The sequence below is a fragment of the Pseudonocardia xishanensis genome, assembly GCF_039541715.1.
In the GTDB taxonomy this organism is placed as follows: Bacteria; Actinomycetota; Actinomycetes; order Mycobacteriales; family Pseudonocardiaceae; genus Pseudonocardia; species Pseudonocardia xishanensis.
Window position 1 is genome coordinate 194,847 of the sequence record NZ_BAABGT010000032.1, and the last position, 21,468, is coordinate 216,314.

Here is a 21,468-nt window from a genome sequence, read left to right on the forward strand (position 1 = left end):
TCAGGATCGGGTGGCGCCCTTGAGGTCCGCCTGGATCGCACCGGCGCAGGCGCGCAGGTGCAGGAGGGCCTCGTCCCGGAGCCAGGCCTTGGTGCCGCGGCTGGTGTGCGTGCTGACGTTCGCCGCCGCGACCACCCGGCCCATCGGGTCCTTGATCGGGACCGCGATGGAACGCAGGCCCTCCTCCAGCTCCTGGTCCACCAGGCAGTAGCCCGCCGCCCGGACGTCGCCGAGCAGGTCGCGGAGCGCGGCCGGGTCGGCGACGGTCCGGTCGGTGAAGGCGCGGGGCTCGCCGAGGCGCTGCTCCAGCTCGGCGGGCGGCAGCGCCGCGAGCAGCACGCGCCCCATCGACGTGGCGTAGGCCGGGAACCGGGTGCCGATCGTGACCGACACGGTCATGATCCGACTGGTGGCCACCCGGGCGACGTAGACGACGTCCGTGCCGTCGAGCACCGCGACCGAGGCCGACTCGTGCACCAGCTGCACCAGCTCCTCGAGGTGCGGCTCCGCGACCTCGGGCAGGGACAGGGCGGACAGGTACGAGTAGCCCAGCTCCAGCACCCGCGGGGTCAGCGTGAAGAGCCTGCCGTCCGTGCGGACGTAGCCCAGCTCGGCGAGCGTCAGGAGGAAGCGCCGGGCCGCGGCGCGGGTCAGCCCGGTCGACCGCGCGACGTCCGACAGGGTCTGTGCGGGATGCGCACCGTCGAAGGCCTTGATCACCGCGAGGCCGCGGGCCAGCGACTGGACGTGTTCGGGGCGCGGGGTGGCGGCGGTCATCGGGCGTCCCCCGCACGTGCGTCCAGGATGCGCGAGACCAGCGCGGCGGCGTGCCCGGTGTCCGGATCGGGCGTGGTCAGGTTGCGCCGCATGGCGTCCGGGTGCACCTTCAGCCCCGCCAGGCCGGTGCGCAGCCGCGCGGCCGCGCCGCCGGTGGTGGCCAGCAGGTCGGTCAGCGTGCCCCATTCCGCGTGCCAGGGCCCCGCTCCGCGTTGATGCTCGTGGTCCATGGCGGCGAGCAGCGTCGCGACCAGCCCGGGCGCCCGCCGGGCCGACGCCCGCGCGGTCACCGCCGCGATCGGGTTCCGCTTGTGCGGCATGGACGACGAGTCCCCCGGTGCCCCCTCCGACACCTCGCCGACCTCCGTCTGCGCCAGCAGCACGACGTCCGTCGCGACCTTCGCGCACGCCCCCGCCGCCACCCCCAGCGCACCCGCCAGGGCTCCGATCCGGGTGCGCTCGGTGTGCCACGGCACGCCCTGGGGGGCGAGCCCGAGCAGCTCGGCGAGGGTGTCCGCCACCGCGGGCGAGGACCCGGCCAGCGTGCCCGCCGCTCCCCCGAACTGCACCGGCAGCAGGGCGACCCGGGAGGCGAGGTCCCGCGCGGCGGCGTCCAGTCCGGCGGCCCAGCCCGCCGCGACCAGCCCGAACGTCGTGGGCAGCGCCTGCTGGGCGAGGGTGCGGGCCATCATCGGGGTGTCCCGGTGGGTGGCGGCGAGCCCGGCCGCGGCGTCCGCGGCCCCGCGCAGGTCCCCCAGCAGCGGACCGCTCGCGCCGCGCACCAGCAGCACGAGCGCGGTGTCCATCACGTCCTGGCTGGTGGCGCCCGGGTGTACCGCGGAGCCGGCCGCTCCCGCGGCCTCCCGCAGCAGCCTGACCAGCGGGATCACCGGGTTCCCACCCTCGACAGCGGCCCGGGCGAGCGCATCCGGGTCCACCGCGAGACCGTCGGCGGCCGCGGCGACCCGCTCGGCGTCCTCGCCCGCTACGAGGCCGTGCCGGGCGGCGGCGCGGGAGAGCGCGACCTCGACCGCGAGCAGCGCCCCGATCCAGGCCTCGTCCGTGAGCCGCTCCGCGACGGCGTCGGCACCGTACAGTGGGGTGAGGAGCCCGCTGTTCGTCATGCGGACAACCGTACGCCATGCGATCGGACACAATGCGCGGGTGACCCGAACCGTGCTCCTCGATCTCGACGGCACCCTCGTCGACTCCGCACCCGGCATCCTGGGGACCCTGCGCACCGCGTTCGACCAGGTCGGCGTGCCGTGGGACGACTCCGTCATCGGCCCACACCTGCTCGGCCCGCCGCTCTACGAGTCCCTGCCGCCGCTGGTCGGCGAGACCGCCGCCGAGCGGATCCTCACGCTCTACCGCCCGCTGTACCGGGATAGCGGCCTGCTCGAGTCCACTCCCTACCCGGGGATCGAGGACCTGCTGCACGCCCTGGTCGAGGCCGGAGCCCGGCTCGCCCTCGCCACCAGCAAGGCCGAGCCCGCGGCTCGGCAGATCCTGGAGAACCAGGGGTGGACCGCACTGTTCACCGAGATCGCGGGCGACACCGTGGACGCGCAGCTGCCGAGCAAGGCCGCCGTGGTCGGCGAGGTGCTGCGCAGGCTGGGCTCCCCCGACCCGGCGGACTGCGTGATGGTCGGCGACCGCAAGCACGACGTGCTCGGCTCGGCCGCCCACGGCATCCGCTGCCTGGGCGCGGGCTGGGGCTACAGCGAGCCCGGCGAGCTCACGGCGGCGGGCGCCGTCGAGATCCACCCGACCGCCCGGACCCTGCAGCGGGCCCTCCTCGGGTAGCCCTGTTCGCATTGCGAACTCTTGTGCGTTATACGAACTCGGCGTACGGTGCCCGGCATGGACAAGGTGGTGGAGTCGGCCGCGGAGGCGGTCGCCGACATCGGCGACGGGGCCTCCCTCGCCGTCGGCGGGTTCGGCATGTCCGGCGTCCCGACGGTGCTGATCGCCGCCCTGCTCGAGCAGGGCGCGACCGACCTGGAGACGATCAGCAACAACCTGGGGGTGGACGGCTTCGGCCTCGGCACCCTGTTGGCGGCCGGTCGGATCCGCCGCACCGTCGGGTCGTACGTGGGCAACAACAAGGAGTTCGCGCGCCAGTACCTGGCCGGTGAGCTCGAGCTGGAGCTCACCCCGCAGGGCACGCTCGCCGAGCGGCTCCGGGCGGGCGGCGCGGGCATCCCCGCGTTCTTCACCCCGGCCGGCGTCGGCACCCTGGTGGCGGACGGCGGGCTGCCCTGGCGGTACGCCGCGGACGGGTCCGTCGCGGTGATGTCGCCGCCGAAGGAGATCCGCGAGTTCGACGGCGTGCGGTACGTCCTCGAGCGCGCCCTCACCCCGGACTTCGCGCTGGTCCACGCCTGGAAGGGCGACCGGCACGGCAACCTGGTCTACCGGCGCAGCGCACGGAACTTCAACCCGGACTCCGCCGCGGCGGGCCGGATCACCATCGCGCAGGTCGAGCACCTCGTCGAGCCCGGCGAGATCGACCCGGACGCGGTGCACACCCCCGGCATCCACGTCCAGCGCGTCGTGCACGTGCCGGACGTGGAGAAGCCGGTCGAGTTCAGGACGGTGCAGAAGTGAGCCTCTCCCGCGCAGAGCTGGCCAAGCGGGTCGCCGACGAGCTGCCGGACGGGTCCTACGTCAACCTCGGCATCGGCATGCCCACCCTGGTCCCGGACCACATCCCGGCGGACCGGACCGTGGTGCTGCACAGCGAGAACGGCATCCTCGGCGTGGGCCCCTACCCGGGGGAGGACGAGGTGGACGCCGACCTGATCAACGCGGGCAAGGAGACCGTCACGGTCCTGCCCGGGGCGAGCTACTTCGGTTCGGCGGACAGCTTCGCGATGATCCGCGGCGCCCACCTGGACGTCGCCGTGCTGGGCGCGATGCAGGTCAGCGCCACCGGTGACCTCGCCAACTGGGCCATCCCCGGCAAGATGATCAAGGGCATGGGCGGGGCGATGGACCTGGTCCACGGCGCCCGCACGGTCATCGTGATGATGGACCACGTCTCCAAGGACGGGTCGCCCAAGATCCTCCCGCAGTGCACCCTGCCGCTCACCGGCGTGGGCTGCGTGACCCGGATCATCACCGACCTCGCGGTCATCGACGTGACCCCCGAGGGCCTGAGGCTGGTCGAGACCTTCGAGGTGAGCGAGGACGAGGTCCGGGAGAAGACGGGCGCCCCCCTGCTCTAGGTCCACGATCGTTCCGAACGTGCACCCCCACCGACCACGCCCCCGTCACGCTCGGAACGAACACGGTGGAGCGAGGGGGAAGCGATGCGGTCGTCGTCGCGTCACAGATCGAGGACGCGTTCCAGGTGGTCCAGGTCCTGGCGCAGCAGCTTCAGGGCCGCGGCGGGGCCCTCCGCCTCCGGCACCTGGTGGTCCGGCCGGACCAGCGCGCCGACGGCCATGTCGGCGAGCTGCGCCGTCACCCCCTCCGCGGAGTCCCGGCCGCCGGGGTGGAACCACCAGGCGACCCAGTTGCACATGCCGAGCACGCCCAACGCGGCCACCCGGGCGTCGACCGGGCGGAACCGGCCGCTGCGCACGCCGTCCTCGACCACCCCGGCGATGACCTTGAGGACGGCCCGGCGACCCTCGTCGTACGCCGCGGTGAGCTCGGCGGGCAGCTCCGCCTCGGACCGGATGAGCAGCCGGAACCGCTCGGGCTGGGTGGCCCGGCGCCCGACGATCACCTCCACGATCCCGCGCAGCAGGGCCTCGGCGTCCCCACCCCCCGCCACGAGGGCGTTCAGCTCGTCCAGCGGGCCGTGGGTGACCTCGGTGACCAGCGTGGCGAGCAGCTCGTCCTTGCTCTTGACGTAGTAGTAGAGCGCGGGTCGGGTGATGCCGAGCGCGTCCGCGATGTCCTGCAGGCTGGTGCCCGCGAACCCCCGCTCGGCGAAGAGCCGCGTGGCGTGCTCGTACAGCTCGTTCTCCACCAGCTCACGGCGGGCGGTCGCCTTGCGCTCGGGTCCGCTCATGGGCTGATCGTAGGGCCGAGCAGGCGGCCGGGGCATCGATCCGCGCTACCCGGTGTCGGCCCTGTGGCGGCGCGAGGAGCCGGACCGGACCCCGGGCCCGCGGCACTCAGCCGCGGGCCCAGGTCCAGGCGTAGTTCGGGTCCTCCGCGGCGATCCCGCCCTCCCCCAGGTCCAGCGGGCGGAAGGTGTCCACCATGATCGCCAGCTCCTCGAAGGACTCCGCCCCGAGCGACCGCTCGACGGCGCCGGGCTGCGGCCCGTGGCTGTGGCCGCCGGGGTGCAGGCTGATCGAGCCCTGAGCGATGCCGGAGCCCTTGCGCGCCTCGTAGTCCCCGCCGCAGTAGAACATCACCTCGTCGGAGTCCACGTTGGAGTGGTAGTACGGCACCGGGACCGACAGCGGGTGGTAGTCCACCTTGCGCGGCACGAAGTTGCAGATCACCAGGTTGTCGCCCTCGAAGACCTGGTGTACCGGCGGCGGCTGGTGCACGCGCCCGGTGATCGGCTCGAAGTCCGAGACGTGGAACGTGTACGGGTACAGGCAGCCGTCCCACCCGACGACGTCGAAGGGGTGCGTCGGGTGGACGTAGCGGGTGCCCGTGATCCCCCGGCCCCCGCGGTGCTTGACCAGCACCTCCACGTCCGTGCCCTCGACCAGCAGCGGCTCGGTGGGACCGTGCAGGTCCCGCTCGCAGTAGGGCGCGCTCTCCAGCAGCTGCCCGAACCGGGACAGGTAGCGCGCGGGCGGGGCGAGGTGGGAGTTCGCCTCGATCACGTACAGCCGCACCGGGTCCGGGCCCGTCGGGATCCAGCGGTGCGTCGTCGAGCGCGGGAGGAGGACGTAGTCGCCCGCCACCGCGTGCAGCACCCCGAACACGGTCTCGACGGTCGCGGTGCCCGCCTCCACGTACACGCATTCGTCCCCGACCGCGTTGCGGTACAGCGGCGACGCCTCGCCCGCGACGACGTAGGCGATCCGCACGTCCGCGTTGCCGAGCACCGTCCGCCGCCCGGTGACGGCGTCGGCGCGCTTGCCCTCGCCGTCCGGGAACAGGGTGTGCAGCCGCAGGTGCCGCGGCAGCAGCGGCCGGTTCTCCGTCAGCGCGGAGTCCGGCGGCTCCCACGGCTCGGCCGCGACGAGCGCCGACGGGATCCCGCGGTGGTAGAGCAGCGCGGAGTCCGCGGAGAACCCCTCCTCCCCCATCAGCTCCTCGGCGTACAGCCCACCGGAGGGGGTCCGGTGCTGGGTGTGCCGTTTCGGCGGCACGCTCCCGACGCTGCGGTAGTACGCCACGACGAGCCTCCTCGCTCCCGGGTTCGCCGACCAGGCTACCCAGCCGCGGCCGCCGCCGGCCGGAATCCGACGACGTGCGCCTGCGACATCGATCGCCGCCCCCGACGCCCAGCCGAGCCCCATTGCCCGAGGGCGTCACCGACCAGTCGCCTCCACGGCACAGCGATGTGTCTCAGGTCACACCATGGCCGTGTCGAGGAGCCCGGAGGGGCTCCGTCACCCCGATGAACGACACGACACCAGGAGTGACCATGACCGACGTCCTGCACACCCCGCTCGCGACGGAGCTGTTCGCCTCGGCGATCCCCGCGCGGTTCGCCTACACCGGCCTCGACGGCGACCCCTACGTCGTCCCGGTGGCCTTCCACTGGACCGGGAAGACCGTCATCGTCTGCACGGTGGAGAGGTCGGCCGAGGTCGCGGCGATCCGGGCCAACCCGCGGGTCGCCCTGACGATCGACACCGAGGGCTTCCCGGCGACGGTGCTGCCGGTGCGCGGCGCCGTGGCCGTCGAGACGGTCGAGGGGGTGCCGGACGAGGCCACCCTGCCGGACTTCGAGACCACCATCCCGAAGGCCGCGGCGGACCTCGTCGCGGCGGCCCGGTGAGAGAGGATCGCGCCATGCCCAGGTACCTGATCCTGACCACCCACGAGTCGACGAGCCGGGTGCCGCCGATGTCCGAGTGGGACCCGGCGGATGCGGAGGCCCACCTGGCGTGCCTGTCCGCGCTCAACGCCGAGCTGACCGAACACGGCGAGCTCGTCGAGTTCACCCCGCTCGTCGACCCCGTGCTGGCCCGGGTGGTGACAGCGGGTGGGCCCGCGGGCACCGTCGTCACCGACGGGCCGTTCGGCGAGACCAAGGAGGCGCTGGCGGGCTACCAGCTGGTGGACGTGGAGTCCGAGGAGCGCGCGCTGGAGATCGCCGCGCGGGTCTCCGCCGCGCCCGGGCCGGGCGGGGTGCCGCTGCGCCAGCACATCGAGGTCCGGCAGGTCCTGGAGTTGGGCTGATGGACCTGGCCGAGCTCGGCCCCCGGGCGGTGGGGATCATGGCGCGCAGGCACCGGGACTTCGCCGCCGCGGAGGACGCCGTCCAGGAGGCGCTGCTCGCCGCCGCCCGGCACTGGCCGGTCGACGGCGAGCCGGACAACCCGCTCGGCTGGCTGGTCCGCACGGCCGAGCGCCGGATGACCGACCGGTACCGGGCCGAGCGGGCGCGCCGGGAGCGCGAGGACGCGGCCGCCCGGCTCGAGACCGAGCCCGGGGACGTGCCCGCGGCGGACGACACCCTCACCCTGCTGCTGCTCTGCTGCCACCCGGTGCTCACGCCCGCCTCCGCGGTCGCGCTCACCCTGCGGGCCGTCGGGGGCCTCTCGACGGCGGCGGTGGCGGCCGCGTTCCTGGTCCCCGAGGCCACCATGGCCCAGCGGATCAGCCGGGCGAAGGCGAAGATCGCCGCGGCGGGTGGCCGGTTCGTCATGCCGGACGAGCCGGACCTCGCCTCGGTCCTGCACGTGCTGTACGTGATGTTCACCGAGGGCCACGTCACCGCGGTCGGGTCCACATTGGACCGACCCGACCTCGCCGCCGAAGCGATCCGGCTGACCCGTACGGTCCACGGCCTGCGGCCCGCGGATCCGGAGATCGCGGGCCTGCTGGCGCTGATGCTGCTCACCGAGGCGCGCAGGCCCGCGCGGACCACGGCGAGCGGCGAGCTGGTGGAGCTGGCGGACCAGGACCGCGCGCGCTGGGACCGGGAGCTGCTCGCGGAGGGGCTGCGGATCCTGGTCGCCGCGCGGTCCCGCGGGGTGGTCGGGGTCTACCAGCTGCAGGCCTCGATCGCCGCGGTGCACGCGGGCGAGCCCACGGACTGGGCCCAGATCCTGGGCCTGTACGACCTGCTGCTCCGGCTCGACGGCTCCCCCGTGGTCGCGCTGAACCGGGCCGTCGCCGTCGCGATGGTGCGCGGTCCGGAGGCGGGACTCGCGGCGGTCGAGGAGGTGGCGCCGTCGCTGCCGGGCCACTTCCGGGTGGACGCCGTCCGCGGGCACCTGCACGCGATGCGCGGGGACCGGGAGGCCGCGGCCCGACACTTCGCCGTGGCTGCCGCCCGGACCACGAACCTCGCCGAGCAGCGGCACCTGACGCTGCGAGCGGCGCGGGCGAACGCGCCTGGTGATCGGTCCCGATCCTGAATCGTCGTTGGACGCGGGCGGCGTGTGCGAGGTGCACTGGGGCGTGTTCCACAGCACGCACTGGGGGTCGTTCCGCGGCGAGGCCGACCCGAGCGGCCTGCGGGTGCGTCCCCGCCCCGCCGACCCGGACCCCTCGCCGCTGCTCGCCACCGTGCCGAGCGCGGTCGACCATCCCGCCCGGGTCCGCCGACCCGCGGTCCCGCGGGGCTGGTGGGAGGGCGGGCAGCCCGGCCCGGGTGGAACCCGTGCTGCCCTCCGGGGTCGGAAGGACGGAGGTGGCAGCCCCCTCCGGAGCGAGGCCCCCCGGAGGGCGTAGTCCATCACCCGGAGAGCCTTCACTCCCCCGAAGCGCGAGATCAGCCAGGGGACCAGCCCACAGCCGGAGCACCCGTCCGAGCGAGGTCGGTGATCAGACGAGTGTTCTGTTCCAGCGGACGGGAGGCGGCCATGCCCTGCGTGCGGCGTTCGTGGTCGTACGCGGCGTAGGCCTCGCGCAGCGCGGCCGAGGTGCCCGGCAGGATCGACGCCGCCGCGGCGTCCACAGCGGACTCGAGGCTCGCCGCGCCCCGCCGGAGCCGGGACCGCAGGCCGGGGCTGCGCGGGGTCACCCGCACCTCGGTCCCGACAGGTGCGCCCTGGCCCGGTCCGTCCACCGTGTGCAGGGACTTCCCGCCGACGGCCGCCAGGAACCGCGCCAACCGGCGCTTCGCCTCCGTCCGCGGATCGGACGTCGCCGCGCCGAACACCGGTCCCACAGCGCCGTGGAACCCGTCGCGAGGGCCAGGTCGAGCCGCCCGCCCACCAGCAGGTCCGTCGTCCCCGCGGCCTCGGCGAGCAGGATCGGGTCCTGGTAGCGCATCGGGATGACCGCCGACCCCAACCGGATCCTCGACGTGTGCTGGCCCACCGCCGCGAAGAACGGCAGCGGCGAGGACAGGTAGTGGTCGAAGTGCCGCTGGTAGGCCCAGCCCGCCTGGTACCCGAGCTCCTCGGCCGCCCGGTACAGCGCGACGCCGTCCCGCAGGCCCTGGCCGGGGTCGTCCGTCCAGGCCACCCGGGTGGTGAAACCGAGTGCCCTGGTCCCACCCCCGGCCTGCAACGCCGCGGTCACACCCAGGTCGGCGGGGATCACGCGGCGGGCTCCGCCCGTCGTCCCGGCACCGCGGCGATCAGCCCACGGGTGTAGTCCTCCCGCGGACGGCCGAACACGGCGGCGACCGCACCCTCCTCCACGATCCGGCCGCGGCGCAGAACCGTCACCGTGTGCGCGATCTGCGCGACCACGGCGAGGTCGTGGGACACGAAAAGGTAGGACAGGCCCAGCTGCTCCTGCAGCCGCGCGAGCAGGGCGAGGATCTGCTCCTGCACGGACACGTCGAGGGCCGAGACCGGCTCGTCGAGCAGCACGGTCCGCGGCGCCGGGGCCAGCGCGCGGGCGATCGCCACGCGCTGGCGCTGGCCGCCAGACAGCTCGGCGGGCAGCCGGTCCAGGTAGGACGCGGGCAGCGCGACCTGTTCCAGCAGCTCCAGGGCCCGAGCCGTGCGGGATCGGCGGTCCCCGATCCCGAACGACACCAGCGGCTCGGTGATGCTCTGCCCGATGGTGAACCGCGGGTCGAGGGAGGCGAACGGGTTCTGGTGCACGAGCTGCACGTCTCGGCGCAGCGGCCGAGTCTGCTTCCAGCCCAGGCCGGTCAGGTCCGTGCCCCCCAGCAGCACCCGGCCCGACGACGGCTGCTCCAGGCCGAGGGCCAGCCGCAGCGCGGTCGTCTTCCCCGACCCGGACTCGCCGACGAGCGCGTGGGTGCGCCCGGCCCGGAGGTCCAGGGAGACGTCGTCGAGCGCGGTGAGCGCGCCGGAGCCGTGCCCCCGTGGGAGGGCGTAGCGCTTCCCGACCCCGAGCAGCCGCAGCAGCGGCTCGGTCGTCGGCTCCCGCTTCTCCGGGTGCCGCGGCACGATCCGGCCGCCGTGGGCGAGGCCGGGCGCCGCGGCGATCAGCCGCCGGGTGTAGGCCTCGGCGGGCGCGACCAGGATCGACCGGGGGCTGCCCTGCTCCACGATCCGCCCGTGGGACAGCACCGCCACCCGGTCGCTGCGGTCCGCGGCCACGGCGAGATCGTGCGTGATCACCAGCAGCGAGATGCCGGAGTCCCGGACCAGGCCCTCCAGGTGGTCGAGAATCCGCCGCTGCACGGTGACGTCCAAGGCGCTGGTGGGCTCGTCCGCCACGATCAGCCGCGGCCGCCCGGCCAGCGCGATCGCGATCAGCACCCGCTGGCGCAGCCCGCCCGAGAGCTGGTGGGGGTACTGCCGGGCGCGCAGCACCGGTTGGTCGACGCCCGCCTGCTCCAGCGCCTCGACGACCTCGAGGTCGACCTGCGGCCCGCGGACCCCGCGCAGCCGGATCGGGCCCGCGACCTGGGCGCCGATCCGCATGGTCGGGTTCAGCCCGACCATCGGGTCCTGCGGCACCAGTCCCACGACGGAGCCGCGCAGGCCGCGCAGCACCCGCTCCTTCGCGCCGACGACCTCGGCCGGCCCGTCCGGCGCCGCGATGGTGACCGAGCCCGCGGTGACCCGGGCGTTGGCGGGCAGCAGGCCGAGCAGGGCGGTGCCGATCGTCGTCTTGCCCGAGCCGGACTCGCCCACGAGCGACACGACCTCGCCGGGGGCGATGTCCAGGTCCACCCCGCGCACGGCCGGTGCGACCCGGCCGCGGCGGGCGTAGCCGATCTCCAGGCCGCGGATCCGGACCAGCGGCTCGACGGTCGTCATCGCTCCAACTCCTGCAGGGTCTTCGACACGTGGTTGAGCGTCAGCACCGTCGCGGCGACGAACAGCCCCGGCAGCAGGGACACCCACGGTGCGGTGATCATGAACTTGCGGCCCGCGGAGATCAGGCTGCCCCACTCGGCGGCGGGCGGGGCGGCCCCGAAGCCGAGGAAGCTCAGCGAGGCGATCGCGATGATCGCCACGCCCGCGTCGAGCACCGCCAGCACGGCGACCGGCCCCCACGAGTTGGGCAGCAGGTGCCGAACCAGGATCCGGGGCCAGGACGCACCGCCGGTGCGGGCGGCCTCGACGTAGGGCAGGGTCCGGACGCGCAGCACCTCGGCCCGGGTGGTCCGGGCGAAGCCGGGCACGATCCCCACCCCGACGGCGACGGCCACCGGGATCGTGCCGAACCCCAGCGCCGTGACGATGGCGAGCGCGAGCAGCAGCCCCGGGATCGCCAGCAGGACGTCCGAGAACCGCATGATCAGCGAGTCGGTGAACCCGCCGAAGAAGCCGGACACCACCCCCAGCACGAGTCCGGCCACGATCGCGATGGCCAGCGCGATCAGCGTGGCCTTGATCGTCAGCTCGGAGCCGCTCAGCATCCGGGACCAGAGGTCGCGGCCGATGTCGTCGGTGCCGAAGGGGTGCGCGGCGCTCGGCGGGAGCAGCCGGTCCTTCGGTGCCGTGGCGTACGGGTCGTAGCCGCTGAACAGCTGCGGTACGAACGCCGAGGCCAGCACGAACAGCAGGAACAGCGCGGAGAGCAGGAACCCGGGGCGGCGGGCGAGGGTGCGTAGGGCGGACCACAGCGCCGCCCGACGACCGGTGGGCTCGGTGTCCGCGGCGAGCTCGTCCTCCTCCGGCGCCTCGAGGTCCCGGCTCAACGACAGGGTCATGGCGCGCTCACCTTCGGGGTGTGGATGATCCGCGGGTCGAGCAGGGGGTACAGCAGGTCGACGACCAGGTTCACCGTGACGAACAGCGCCGCGGCGAGGGTGACGACCCCGAGCACCACCGGCACGTCCTGGGCCAGCACGGCCTCCTGGGCGAGCCTGCCCACCCCGTTGCGGGTGAACACCGTCTCCACGACGATCGCGCTGGTCACGGTCTGCCCGACGAGCACGCCCAGGATGGTGACGGCGGGCAGCGCGGCGTTGCGGAAGGCGTGCACGAGCTGCACCGCCCCCCGCGACAGCCCGGTCGCCCGGGCCGTCGCGATGTAGGGCTGGCGGAGGGTCTCGTCGAAGCTGCGCATGAGCACCTGGGCCAGCACGGAACCGGTGAGCAGCGCGATCGTCAGCGACGGCATGACGAGCGTCTCCCAGCCCGCGTCCCCGGTGGCGGGCAGCCACGCGAGGGTGAAGGAGAGCAGCTGGATCAACAGCAGCGCGACGAAGAACTGCGGGAACGCCGCGCCGACGGACGGCAGCCTGGTCAGCAGCAGCCGCGCGGGCCGCCACCGGACGGCCGCGGCCAGGTACGCCAGGGCGGTCCCTGAGACCAGCGCCAGTGTCCCCGCCGCGAGGCTGAGCGTGAGGGTGGGGCCGATCCGCTCCGCGATCAGCTCCGCCACCGGCCTGCCCTGGGCGAACGAGGTGCCGAAGTCCCCGCGCACCGCGCCCGTGAGGTAGCCCCAGTACTGCGCGAGCACCGACCGGTCCAGCCCGAACTGTGCCTGCACCTGTGCCAGCTGCTCCGGGGTGAGCTTGTCCGTCTCGATCCCGGCCGCGCCGAGCTGCAGTGCGACCGGGTCGCTGGGCAGCAGGTAGAGCACCACGAACGTCACCGTGAACGCCGCCCAGAGCACACCGACCGCCTGGGCGACGCGTCCGAGCACGTACCGGACGGTGCGGTTCACGAGGTCTTCCAGACGTCGGCGAGCTTGAGGAAGCTCTCCGACGTGAACGCGAAGCCCTGCACCGCGTTGCTCACCCCGGCGTACTGCACCCGCTCGAACAGCGGGAACGTCACGCCCTGGTCGATCAGCAGGTTCTGCAGGTCGGCGTAGGCCCGGGTGGTCTGTGCCGGGTCGGTGGTCTGGATGGCCTGCGCGAACAGCTGCTTGACCTGGGCGCGGACCTCCGGGGTCATGGAGTTGGTGGCCAGCGCCTTGGAGTTCGCCAGGTCGGGGTCGAGCACGAACTGCAGGGCGCCCGGGTCCGCGCGGGTGAAGTAGGTCTGAGTGATGTCGTAGTCCCCGTTGGACAGCCTCGCGGGGATCTCGGCCTGAGTGACGGTGTCCAGCCGGACCTCGATGCCAACCTGCTTGAGCTGGTCCTGGAACAGCTCGGCGCCCACGTTGAACGCGGTCAGCGGGTAGACCAGGGTGAGCTTGGCGCCGTCCTTGTACCGGTACCCGTCCGGCCCGACGGTCCAGCCCGCGGCGTCGAGGTCCGCCTTCGCGCCCTCGGGGTCGTAGGCCAGCTTGCCCGCGACCGAGGAGAAGTACGGGGTGGTGGCGTCGTAGGCGCCCTCGACGACCGGGTACCCGTCGCCGAAGACCGTCTGAGCGTAGGTCGGCAGGTCGACGGCCTTGAAGAGTGCCTGGCGCACGGCCGGGTCGGACAGCGGCCTGCCCGCGCTGGTGTTCGCGAACTGGCTGTAGGAGACGCCCGGCAGCGAACGGGACTGCAGGGTCGCGTCGGAGCGGGAGATCAGCTCGCGGTCCTCGGCGGTGAACGGGTTGCGCGGCCACGCGATGTCCACGGCCTTGCTGACCAGGTTGCCCGTGCGGACGCCGTCCTCGGCGACGTAGCTGAACTCGACCTTGTCCAGGTAGGCCTCACCGGTGTTCCGCGACAGCGCGGAACCCCACGCGTACCCGGGGCGGCGGCTGATCGTCAGGCTCTGGCCGGGCGAGTACTGGTCGAGCACGAACTGGCCGGAGGCGACGAACTCGCCGAGGCAGCGGTCCTTGGTCGAGTTCTGGAACGAGGCCGGGCTGATCAGGGCCAGGTTGGTGGTCGAGGTGGCCTGCAGGAAGGACGAGTTCGGCTGCGCGAACGTCACCCGCACCGTCGTCGGGTCCACGACCTCGGACGCCGAGTACCCGAGGATGTAGCTGGAGCCGTACGCGGCGCCGCCGGTGGACTTGACCGTCTCCGCCCACCCGTCGAAGTTCGCCTTGACCGCGGCCGCGTCGAGCGGGGTCCCATCGCTGAAGGTGACGCCGTTCCGCAGGTGGAACGTGTACTCCCTGCCGTCCGGGGACACCTCCCAGCTCTGCGCGAGCCAGGGCTTGATCTCGTTGGTATCCGGGTCCTGGTCGGTCAGCGAGTCCGCGATGTTGCGGATCACCGAGCGGTGCTCGATCCAGTACGTCTGGAACGGGTCCACGCAGGAGAAGGCCGGATTGTCGGGGAAGAACGCGACCTTCAGCGTGCCGCCTCGCACGGGCGGGCCCGCGGCGGCGTCCCCACTCCCGGAGGCCGGGCCGGAGCAGGCGGCGAGGGCGAGCGTGGCCCCCGCGAGCAGGGCCGTCAGCCAGCGATGACGGGTGGGACGGGACATGGTGTTTCCTCTGGTGGATGGGACGTGTCGATCAGGGGGCGAGCAGGCCGCGGCCCGCGGCCAGGAGGGCGGCGTCCTCCTGCGGCGGGTGGACGCGGACGCAGAGGACGTCGCGCAGGTGCCGTTCGAAGGGCAGGTGACGGGTGAGTGCCGGGTTGCCGAGCGCGGCCACGGCGGTCTGCACCGCGGTGACGGCCGAGCGGGCGATCTGCACCTTGAGCAGCGACAGCTGCGCCAGGTGGGCGGTGTCTGTCCGCAGCAGGGCGCCGTGCAGGAGGGTCTCGGCCTGGGCGACCTGCGCGTCGATCTCCCCCGCTACGGACTGGATCCGCTCGGTCTCGGCGATCGGGCGGCCGAGCGCCGTCGGGATCCGCTCGCGGGCGTAGCGGACGAACGCGGCGCGCGCCGCGCGGGCCACGCCGACGTACAGCGCGGGGTGGCCGAAGCTCGTGAGGCCGGTCGCGGCGGCCGGGTCGCGGTACACCCCGTCCGGCCCGCGGGGGATCTCGACGAAGTTCTCCAGGGGCACCCGGACCTCGTCGTAGACGACATCGTGGGTGTTCGACGCCCGGAGGCCCAGATGGTCCCAGGTGTCGATCCAGCCGATGCCCGGGGAGTCGCCGGGGACGAGGAGGTGACCGACCCGGTCGTCGTCCGTCACGACCCACACGACGTGGTACGCCAGCGCGGACCCGCCGGTGGCGTAGGCCTTGTGGCCGTTGAGGATCCAGCCGTCCGCCCCGCGTCGCACGGCGGTCCTCGGCAGGCCGCCGCGGGCGGGGGCGCCGAGCTCCGGCTCGGCGCGGATCGCGTTCGCGAGGGCAGGGCCTGCGAGGCTGCGCCGCACCAGGTCCCCGTAGGCCGCCTCGGGCCAGTGCCCGGCTGCGCCCTGGCTCTGGTGGATGGCCAGGGTGTTCGCGGCGAGCAGCGCGACCGACGGGTCCCCCTCCCCCAGCGCGACGAGGATCCGCACCGCATCGAGCGGGCTGACCGCGGGGCCGCCGAAGCGCTCGGCGACGGTCGCGGTCAGCAGCCCGGCGCGGTGGGCGGCCTCGAGCCCGGCCACCGGGATCGCGCCGCTGCGGTCGTACTCCTCCGCGGTCTCGGCGACCTCGGCGGTCACCGCGGCCAACGCCTCGTCGGTGAGGTCGGGCACCGGGAGCGCCTGGACGGCGATCGTCATCGCACACCCGCCAGCGCGTCGGCGTCGAAGCCCGGGGCGAAGGCGCCCGGGTGCTCGGCCTGCAGGCTGCCGCGCTGCCCGGTGGCCTCGCGGTGCGCCAGCTCCTGGCGGACCAGGGGCAGCACCGTGCGGCCGTACTCGCGGGCGTCGGCGAGGGTGTCGTAGCCGCGGATCGAGACCAGGTCGGCGCCGACGTCGATGTAGTCGACGATCGCGGCCGCGACCGTCTCCGGCGTGCCGACCAGCGCGGTCGACGCGCCCCCCGCGTTCGTGACGGCGGCGGTCCGGGTCCACAGCGCCCGGTCGTAGACCTCGGAACGGGCGGCGAACTCCAGCGCCCGCTGCGACCCGACGTTCTGCGGCGTGCCCTTGCCGACCAGGTACTGCTTGCCGTATGCGGCCCGCTCGAAGGTCCGGCCGATCTGCTCCGCGTACTCGTAGGCCTTGCGCCAGGCCAGCTCGTCCGTGCGGTCGACGATCGGGCGGAAGGTGACCCAGATCCGCGGCCGCGGTCGACCGGCGGCGTCCGCGATCGCGTGCACGCGCTCGATCTGGGCGCGGATGTCCGCGAGCGGCTCACCCCAGAAGCTGAAGACGTCCGCCTGCCTGCCGCCGATCTCGAACGCCTCGTCCGACTGGCCGCCGATCGAGATCGGGATGGTGTCGCCATAGGGCCGGAAGCCCGGGCCGAAGTCGTCGAAGCGGTAGAACTCGCCCGCGTGGGAGAAGGCCTGCTCCTCGGTCCACGCCCGGCGGAGCAGGTCGACGAACTCGCTGGTCCGCGCGTAGCGCTTCGCCTTGGGCAGGTAGTCGCCCTGGCGGGCCTGCTCGGCGTCGTTGCCGCCGCTGATCAGGTGGACGACGGCGCGGCCCTCGGTGAGCTGGTCCAGTGTGGCGAGCTGCTGAGCCACGACCAGCGGGAACGCGGTGTTGGGCCGGACCGCGACGATCGGCCGGATCCGCTCGGTCAGCTGGCCCACCGCCGAGGCGACGACGAACGAGTCGGCGCTGCCGGAGCCGTAGGGCAGCAGGGTGTAGTCGTAGCCCGCCTCCTCCAGGGTCCGGACGTAGCGGCGGAAGTACGGGAGGTCGATGCCGCGGGACGCGACCGGCTCCAGCTCCGTCGACGGGTTGAGGTGCGACAGGCTGATGAACTCGACCCGGCGGGACGCGGTGTCGGGGATGGACGGGCTCATGGTGGGTCTCCTGGGGTGGTGCGCGGACGGGCGGCACGAATCGGCAGGGCGCACGCCGGTGGGCGCCCGGGGAGGGGTGGCCGGGTCAGGGCCGACAGCGGGCGGCGTTCACAACGCCTTGCCCGGGTTGAGCACCCGGGCGGGGTCGAAGACCGCCTTGAGGTCCCGTTGCAGAGCGAGCACGTCCGCGCCGAGCTCGGCGGCCAGCCAGCGGCGCTTGAGCAGGCCGACGCCGTGCTCGCCGGTGAGGGTCCCCCCGAGGCGCAGCGCGGTGGTGAACACCTCGCCCGCGGTGGCCCACACGTGCTCGTCCAGCGCGCGGCCCGGCTCGAGGACGAGGATCGGGTGCAGGTTGCCGTCCCCGGCGTGCGCCATGGTGGCGATCCGGATGCCGCTGCGCCGAGCGATCGCGGTGATCGCCGCGACCGCCTCGGGCAGCCGGGACCGCGGCACGGCGACGTCCTCCACCAGCACCCGGCCCAGCCGCTCCAGTGCGGGCAGGGCGGCCCGGCGGGTGGCCAGCAGGAGCTCGGCCCGCTCGGGGTCCGTCGCGAGGTCGATCCGCTCGGCGAGGGGCTCGACGACCGCGCGGACGGCGTCGATCTCCGCGTCCGCGCCGAACCCGTCCGTCTGGACCAGCAGGAACGCTCCGCCGCGGCGGCGGCCGTCTCGAAGTCGGCGAACCAGGCCGCCAGGGTGGCGGTGCGGACCGGGATCGGGCGCAGCCGCACGGTCGCGCCGACGATGACCCCGAGGGTGCCCTCGGACCCGACGAACAGGCTGGTCAGGTCGTAGCCCGCCACGCCCTTGACGGTCCGCCGCCCGGTCGCGACGCGCCGCCCGTCCGCCAGCACGACGTCCAGGCCCAACACCGAGTCCCGGGTGACGCCGTACTTCGCGCAGCGCAGCCCGCCCGCGTTCGTGGCGATGTTCCCGCCGATGGTCGAGATGGCCGCGCTGGCCGGGTCCGGGGCGTAGCGCAGGCCGTGCGCGGCCGCGGCGGCGTCCAGGTCCGCGGTCACGACCCCGGCCTCGACGACCGCGAGCTCGTCCGCCGCGGAGACCTCGAGGATCCGGTCCAGCCGGGTCAGGTCGAGGACCAGGCTGCCCTCACCCGCCACCGCCCCGCCGGACAGGCCGCTGCCCGCGCCGCGCACCACGACCGGGGTGCCGGAGGCGTGCGCGTGGCGCAGGGTCGCCGAGACGTCCGCGACGGACTCGGCGACCACGACGGCCGCCGGGCCGCCGCCGGGATCGAACCCGGACCGGTCGAGCCGGTGGGCCGCCAGGACGGCGGGATCGGTCGTCCAGCCGGCGAGGGCCGGGGGCGCCGACAGGGTGGGGTTGTTCATCGCTCTGCTTCCGGATCGTCCGCCCGACGCCGCGCAGGGCACGGCGGAGCGGCGGCGCCGCGTGGACGCGGGCCGGGCGAGGCGGGCCCCGGTGCGGGGCGCGCGTCAGATCTCAGCGGGGCGGCGGGCCGGTCCGGGGACGGACGCGGGCGCGCCGGGGCTCAGCAGGAGCGACAGCCGGTGGAGGTGACCGTGCCGTGGTCGATCACCCGGCGCTGGGTGAGGTCGACGCCGACGTGCACGCAGGGCGACGTCACCCGGGCCGGGCGGTCGCCCGGGCGGGGGGTCGGGATCTGGTGCGGCACACGCAGAGTCAAGCTCACGGGTGCCGCCCGGGTCAAAGGACGAAACGGGATCGGTACCGATCGCGTGGCGTGATCAGTCACGGAGACGGAGCCTGCGGAGTCGACCATCCGCACGGAGACGGAGCCTGCGGAGTCGACCATCCGCACGGAGACGGAGCCTGCGGAGTCGACCATCGGCACGCTCACGGCTCCGCGCCCGTGGCGACGGGTCGATCCGGGTCCGAGGACCAGGCCGACCAGGATCCCGGGAACAGCGCCGCGGTGATCCCGGCGGCGGCCAGGGCCGCGACCTGGTGCGCCGCGGTGACCCCGGAGCCGCAGTAGACGCCCACGGGTCCCTCGGCGGCGCCCAGGGCGGCGAAGCGCTCCCGCAGGTCCGCGCGGAAGCGGCCGTCGGCGGCGAGGTTCTCTCCGGTCGGCGCGCTGACCGCGCCCGGGACGTGCCCGGCCCGCGGGTCGATCGGCTCGACCTCACCGCGGTACCGCTCCGAGGCCCGGGCGTCGAGCAGCAGCCCGGTGCGGGCCAGGTCGGCGGCGGCGTCCGCGTCCAGGGTCGGCAGGTGGCCGGGGCTCAGCACGACGTCCCCGGGCTCGGGATCCGGCACCGGACCCGACTCCAGCGGGCCGTGCTGTGCCGTCCACGCGGCCAGGCCGCCGTCGAGCAGCCGGACGTCCGGGTGCCCGGCCCAGCGCAGCAGCCACCACGCGCGGCCCGCGGCGAGCCCGCCCGAGGCGTCGTAGACGACGACGGGTCGGTCCGCGCGCACCCCCCAGCGGCGGGCCGCGGCCTGCAGGTCCGCCACCGCGGGCAGCGGATGGCGGCCGTCCGTCGGGTCGTCGGTGTGCGCGGCCAGCTCGGCGTCCAGGTCCACGTAGACCGCGCCGGGCAGGTGGCCCTCGCGGTGGTGCTCGCGGCCGTGCGGGTCCCCGAGCGCCCACCGGACGTCCAGCAGCACGGGCGGCGTCGGGCCCGCCAGCTCGGCGGCCAGACCCGCGGGGTCGACCAGGACGTCCAGGTCGGGCAGGACCGCACGCAGGTCGGCCTCGTCCAGCGAGCCGACGGGCGAGCCCGCGCCGACCGCGCGCTGCAGCCGGGCCTGGACCGCGGCGTTGCGCGGGGCCGCGGTGCCGTGCAGCCGGGCGAGGAGCGCGATCTCGCCGTTGAGGAAGTCCGTCTCCGGCGACACTCCCCGGATGACGCTCTGCCAGGTCGAGCGGCCGGTCGGCGCCCGGCCGGGGAGGGGCTCGACGGCGAACCGGGTCAGGTCCAGCTCGGTCTCCGCCCGCAGGTCCGCCGCCGACACCCCGGCGGCCGCGTAGACCGCGCGGGCCTCGGCCCGGACCGCCGCCGCGGCGCGCTCGCGCAGCGGGCCCGCCGGGTAGAGCGCCTCGAGGGCGTTGCCGAGGATGGCCGGGAGCTTGCCCGCCTTCCACCGCGGGACGTCCTCCACGACCTCGGCGAGGTGTCGCGCCTTGCGCAGGTCCGCGGCGATCGACTCGGCCCGCTCGTCCCGGCCCGCCGGGTAGCGGCCCAGCCACAGCACGCCCACCGCGGGCGCGCCGGGGGACTCGATCTCCCCGGGGGTCACGTAGGTCGCGGGCGACCAGGACACGGCCCCGTAGACGGTGGCGAACCGGCGCAGCGCGACCCGCTCGGCATCCAGCCCGTTCTGCAGGGTGATCACCGGGAGGACCTCCGCCGCGGTCCGCTCCCCCACCGGGCGCCAGGCCCAGTCGGCGAGCGCGGCCTCGGCGTCCTGCGCCTTCGGGGCCAGGACGAGCACGTCCTCCGGATCCAGCGCCACCTCGTCCGGCGCGGCGACCGGCACGTCGATCCGCTGCTCGCCGTCCGGGCGGACGTAGCGCAGGCCGCCGCGCAGCGCCTCCAGGTGGGCGCCGCGGGCCACCAGCAGGGTGGACAGGCCCGCCAGGTGCAGCTCGGCGGCCAGTGTGCCGCCGACCGCCCCGGCACCGATCACGACGTAGCGGGTCATCGCCCTCCCCTTCCGCGGATGCCCATCACAGCATCTCGGTGTGCGCGATCGGGCCCTCGCCCAGCCGCAGCCGCTCCAGGAACAGGATCGCGGTGGCCGCGGCCGTGCGGTGGGTGGCGTCGTTGAGCGCGTCGTGCACGCCGCCCGCGATGCTCACCAGCTCACCCCTGGGCAGCTCGGCGTACCAGCTCCGGACGGCGTCCAGCGGGCTCAGCGCGTCCGCCGCGCCGTGCAGGCCCAGGACCGGCACCGCGATCGAGGCGGGCTGCGCGCCGTCCAGCCAGGCCGTGGGGACCGCGGCGGACAGCGCGCCGCGGCGCACCCCGTCGTCCGCGGTGAGCCTGCCGCGGTGGGTGGGGCACGAGGTCCGCAGGACCAGCTCGTCCGCCCAGTCCGCGGTCGAGCGGTCCCGGCCGGTCGGGAGGCCGGCGAGCACCAGCCCGTCGATCCCGGGGGTGGCCTCCGCGGCGAGCAGCGCGGCGAACAGGGCCCCGGTGTCCGAGCCGACGAGCACCCGCGGCGGCGGCCCCGCCTCGCCCGGCTCGTCCGACGGGGCGGTCTCCAGCAGCGCCCGGACCTGCGCCCGCGTGCGCGCTTCGTCGACGGTGGGGTCGGAGACCGCCCACACGCGGTAGGCGTCCGCGGCCAGCCGCCTGCCGAGGCGCTCGTAGACGCCCGCGTGCTCGCCGCGCCCCGGCACCACGACGACGGTGCCGCGGGGCTTCAGGCCCTCCGGCTCGGACCAGGACGCGACGACCGGGACTGCACCCGCGACGGTCATGCGGGATCACCTCTCTCGAGACGACGTGCGCGGACGACGTCGCGCACGGGGGAACGGACTGCGGGCGGGAGGGCGCCG

23 protein-coding genes and 1 pseudogene are annotated in these 21,468 nt (G+C 74.7%); 7 read left to right on the forward strand and 17 right to left on the reverse strand.

Features of this window, described 5'->3' with window-relative positions; translation table 11 throughout:
* Both ABD993_RS13910 and ABD993_RS13915 read right to left on the reverse strand, forming a co-directional pair.
* Positions 1–777 (reverse strand): IclR family transcriptional regulator domain-containing protein, encoded by a 777-nt coding sequence (locus ABD993_RS13910; protein WP_345417075.1) that lies wholly within the window; start codon positions 775–777, stop codon positions 1–3.
* Positions 774–1,901 (reverse strand): lyase family protein, encoded by a 1,128-nt coding sequence (locus ABD993_RS13915; RefSeq protein ID WP_345417078.1) that lies wholly within the window; start codon positions 1,899–1,901, stop codon positions 774–776. The genes ABD993_RS13910 and ABD993_RS13915 overlap by 4 nt, the downstream gene beginning before the upstream one ends.
* A 40-nt stretch (positions 1,902–1,941) precedes the next feature.
* Between ABD993_RS13915 and ABD993_RS13920 the strand changes: the two genes are divergently transcribed.
* Genes ABD993_RS13920 through ABD993_RS13930 form a run of 3 tightly spaced genes read left to right on the forward strand, consistent with a single transcriptional unit; the run spans position 1,942 to position 4,007 of the window.
* Positions 1,942–2,583 (forward strand): HAD hydrolase-like protein, encoded by a 642-nt coding sequence (locus tag ABD993_RS13920; protein ID WP_345417081.1) that lies wholly within the window; start codon positions 1,942–1,944, stop codon positions 2,581–2,583.
* Between the two features lie 57 nt (positions 2,584–2,640).
* Positions 2,641–3,387 carry a CoA transferase subunit A gene (locus tag ABD993_RS13925; protein WP_345417084.1) on the forward strand — a complete coding sequence of 249 codons (747 nt, stop codon included), beginning with the start codon at positions 2,641–2,643 and terminating at the stop codon, positions 3,385–3,387.
* Positions 3,384–4,007, forward strand: a complete 624-nt coding sequence (locus ABD993_RS13930) for a CoA transferase subunit B (RefSeq protein ID WP_345417087.1) — start codon at positions 3,384–3,386, stop codon at positions 4,005–4,007. Before ABD993_RS13925 ends, ABD993_RS13930 begins: the two co-directional genes overlap by 4 nt.
* Positions 4,008–4,108: 101 nt before the next feature.
* On the opposite strand, the gene ABD993_RS13935 is transcribed toward ABD993_RS13930, so the two are convergent.
* Together ABD993_RS13935 and ABD993_RS13940 are read right to left on the reverse strand one after the other, a co-directional pair.
* Positions 4,109–4,801, reverse strand: a complete 693-nt coding sequence (locus ABD993_RS13935) for a TetR/AcrR family transcriptional regulator (protein ID WP_345417090.1) — start codon at positions 4,799–4,801, stop codon at positions 4,109–4,111.
* A gap of 106 nt (positions 4,802–4,907) precedes the next feature.
* On the reverse strand, positions 4,908–6,095 hold the full coding sequence (locus ABD993_RS13940; protein WP_345417093.1) for a homogentisate 1,2-dioxygenase: 1,188 nt from the start codon (positions 6,093–6,095) through the stop codon (positions 4,908–4,910).
* A gap of 251 nt (positions 6,096–6,346) precedes the next feature.
* Between ABD993_RS13940 and ABD993_RS13945 the strand changes: the two genes are divergently transcribed.
* Genes ABD993_RS13945 through ABD993_RS13960 form a run of 4 tightly spaced genes read left to right on the forward strand, consistent with a single transcriptional unit; the run spans position 6,347 to position 8,607 of the window.
* A complete protein-coding gene (locus ABD993_RS13945) occupies positions 6,347–6,703 on the forward strand; it encodes a pyridoxamine 5'-phosphate oxidase family protein (RefSeq protein WP_345417096.1) in 357 nt (118 codons plus the stop codon).
* A gap of 14 nt (positions 6,704–6,717) precedes the next feature.
* Positions 6,718–7,107: a YciI family protein gene (locus ABD993_RS13950; protein WP_345417099.1), complete on the forward strand. Its 390-nt coding sequence runs from the start codon at positions 6,718–6,720 to the stop codon at positions 7,105–7,107.
* Positions 7,107–8,291, forward strand: coding sequence for an RNA polymerase sigma factor (locus tag ABD993_RS13955; RefSeq protein WP_345417102.1), 1,185 nt, complete (start codon positions 7,107–7,109; stop codon positions 8,289–8,291). Before ABD993_RS13950 ends, ABD993_RS13955 begins: the two co-directional genes overlap by 1 nt.
* A gap of 43 nt (positions 8,292–8,334) precedes the next feature.
* Positions 8,335–8,607, forward strand: coding sequence for a hypothetical protein (locus tag ABD993_RS13960; RefSeq protein ID WP_425568989.1), 273 nt, complete (start codon positions 8,335–8,337; stop codon positions 8,605–8,607).
* Between the two features lie 40 nt (positions 8,608–8,647).
* Here the strand turns inward: ABD993_RS13960 and ABD993_RS13965 are convergent, their stop codons facing one another.
* From ABD993_RS13965 to ABD993_RS14030, 13 genes and pseudogenes are all read right to left on the reverse strand, one after another.
* Positions 8,648–8,899: a hypothetical protein gene (locus ABD993_RS13965; protein ID WP_345417105.1), complete on the reverse strand. Its 252-nt coding sequence runs from the start codon at positions 8,897–8,899 to the stop codon at positions 8,648–8,650.
* Complete coding sequence (locus tag ABD993_RS13970; RefSeq protein ID WP_345417108.1) at positions 8,896–9,423, reverse strand: LLM class flavin-dependent oxidoreductase; 528 nt, start codon at positions 9,421–9,423, stop codon at positions 8,896–8,898. Before ABD993_RS13970 ends, ABD993_RS13965 begins: the two co-directional genes overlap by 4 nt.
* Positions 9,420–11,066, reverse strand: coding sequence for an ATP-binding cassette domain-containing protein (locus ABD993_RS13975; protein ID WP_345417111.1), 1,647 nt, complete (start codon positions 11,064–11,066; stop codon positions 9,420–9,422). Before ABD993_RS13975 ends, ABD993_RS13970 begins: the two co-directional genes overlap by 4 nt.
* Positions 11,063–11,965: an ABC transporter permease gene (locus tag ABD993_RS13980; RefSeq protein ID WP_345417114.1), complete on the reverse strand. Its 903-nt coding sequence runs from the start codon at positions 11,963–11,965 to the stop codon at positions 11,063–11,065. The genes ABD993_RS13975 and ABD993_RS13980 overlap by 4 nt, the downstream gene beginning before the upstream one ends.
* On the reverse strand, positions 11,962–12,927 hold the full coding sequence (locus tag ABD993_RS13985; protein WP_345417117.1) for an ABC transporter permease: 966 nt from the start codon (positions 12,925–12,927) through the stop codon (positions 11,962–11,964). The genes ABD993_RS13980 and ABD993_RS13985 overlap by 4 nt, the downstream gene beginning before the upstream one ends.
* Positions 12,924–14,579: an ABC transporter substrate-binding protein gene (locus tag ABD993_RS13990; protein WP_345417120.1), complete on the reverse strand. Its 1,656-nt coding sequence runs from the start codon at positions 14,577–14,579 to the stop codon at positions 12,924–12,926. Before ABD993_RS13990 ends, ABD993_RS13985 begins: the two co-directional genes overlap by 4 nt.
* Positions 14,580–14,610: 31 nt before the next feature.
* Entirely contained in the window at positions 14,611–15,762 is a 1,152-nt protein-coding gene (locus ABD993_RS13995; RefSeq protein ID WP_345417123.1) for an acyl-CoA dehydrogenase family protein, read from the reverse strand.
* Positions 15,759–16,958 carry an LLM class flavin-dependent oxidoreductase gene (locus ABD993_RS14000; RefSeq protein WP_345417126.1) on the reverse strand — a complete coding sequence of 400 codons (1,200 nt, stop codon included), beginning with the start codon at positions 16,956–16,958 and terminating at the stop codon, positions 15,759–15,761. The genes ABD993_RS13995 and ABD993_RS14000 overlap by 4 nt, the downstream gene beginning before the upstream one ends.
* Positions 16,959–17,066: 108 nt before the next feature.
* Positions 17,067–17,861 (reverse strand): FAD-binding oxidoreductase, encoded by a 795-nt coding sequence (locus tag ABD993_RS14005; protein WP_345417619.1) that lies wholly within the window; start codon positions 17,859–17,861, stop codon positions 17,067–17,069.
* Positions 17,843–18,310, reverse strand: a pseudogene (locus ABD993_RS14010) (FAD-binding oxidoreductase); the annotation flags it as partial. The pseudogene ABD993_RS14010 and the gene ABD993_RS14005, both read right to left, overlap by 19 nt.
* Positions 18,311–18,471: 161 nt before the next feature.
* A complete protein-coding gene (locus tag ABD993_RS14015) occupies positions 18,472–18,633 on the reverse strand; it encodes a hypothetical protein (RefSeq protein WP_345417128.1) in 162 nt (53 codons plus the stop codon).
* Positions 18,634–18,797: 164 nt separating this feature from the next.
* The gene (locus ABD993_RS36715) at positions 18,798–20,609 is read right to left on the reverse strand and encodes a rhodanese-like domain-containing protein (RefSeq protein ID WP_425568990.1); all 1,812 of its coding nucleotides are present in this window, start codon (positions 20,607–20,609) and stop codon (positions 18,798–18,800) included.
* A 25-nt stretch (positions 20,610–20,634) separates the two neighbouring features.
* Complete coding sequence (locus ABD993_RS14030) at positions 20,635–21,390, reverse strand: alpha/beta hydrolase (RefSeq protein WP_345417130.1); 756 nt, start codon at positions 21,388–21,390, stop codon at positions 20,635–20,637.
* Positions 21,391–21,468: the final 78 nt, after the last annotated feature.

Excerpts from the sequence above, each read along its gene's own strand:
- ABD993_RS13910 (WP_345417075.1), bottom strand. The coding sequence starts at position 777 with ATGACCGCCGCCACCCCGCGCCCCGAACACGTCCAGTCGCTGGCCCGC.
- ABD993_RS13915 (WP_345417078.1), bottom strand. The coding sequence starts at position 1,901 with ATGACGAACAGCGGGCTCCTCACCCCACTGTACGGTGCCGACGCCGTC.
- ABD993_RS13925 (WP_345417084.1), top strand. The coding sequence starts at position 2,641 with ATGGACAAGGTGGTGGAGTCGGCCGCGGAGGCGGTCGCCGACATCGGC.
- ABD993_RS13935 (WP_345417090.1), bottom strand. The coding sequence starts at position 4,801 with ATGAGCGGACCCGAGCGCAAGGCGACCGCCCGCCGTGAGCTGGTGGAG.
- ABD993_RS13945 (WP_345417096.1), top strand. The coding sequence starts at position 6,347 with ATGACCGACGTCCTGCACACCCCGCTCGCGACGGAGCTGTTCGCCTCG.
- ABD993_RS13950 (WP_345417099.1), top strand. The coding sequence starts at position 6,718 with ATGCCCAGGTACCTGATCCTGACCACCCACGAGTCGACGAGCCGGGTG.
- ABD993_RS13955 (WP_345417102.1), top strand. The coding sequence starts at position 7,107 with ATGGACCTGGCCGAGCTCGGCCCCCGGGCGGTGGGGATCATGGCGCGC.
- ABD993_RS13975 (WP_345417111.1), bottom strand. The coding sequence starts at position 11,066 with ATGACGACCGTCGAGCCGCTGGTCCGGATCCGCGGCCTGGAGATCGGC.
- ABD993_RS13980 (WP_345417114.1), bottom strand. The coding sequence starts at position 11,965 with ATGACCCTGTCGTTGAGCCGGGACCTCGAGGCGCCGGAGGAGGACGAG.
- ABD993_RS13990 (WP_345417120.1), bottom strand. The coding sequence starts at position 14,579 with ATGTCCCGTCCCACCCGTCATCGCTGGCTGACGGCCCTGCTCGCGGGG.
- ABD993_RS13995 (WP_345417123.1), bottom strand. The coding sequence starts at position 15,762 with ATGACGATCGCCGTCCAGGCGCTCCCGGTGCCCGACCTCACCGACGAG.
- ABD993_RS14000 (WP_345417126.1), bottom strand. The coding sequence starts at position 16,958 with ATGAGCCCGTCCATCCCCGACACCGCGTCCCGCCGGGTCGAGTTCATC.
- ABD993_RS36715 (WP_425568990.1), bottom strand. The coding sequence starts at position 20,609 with ATGACCCGCTACGTCGTGATCGGTGCCGGGGCGGTCGGCGGCACACTG.
- ABD993_RS14030 (WP_345417130.1), bottom strand. The coding sequence starts at position 21,390 with ATGACCGTCGCGGGTGCAGTCCCGGTCGTCGCGTCCTGGTCCGAGCCG.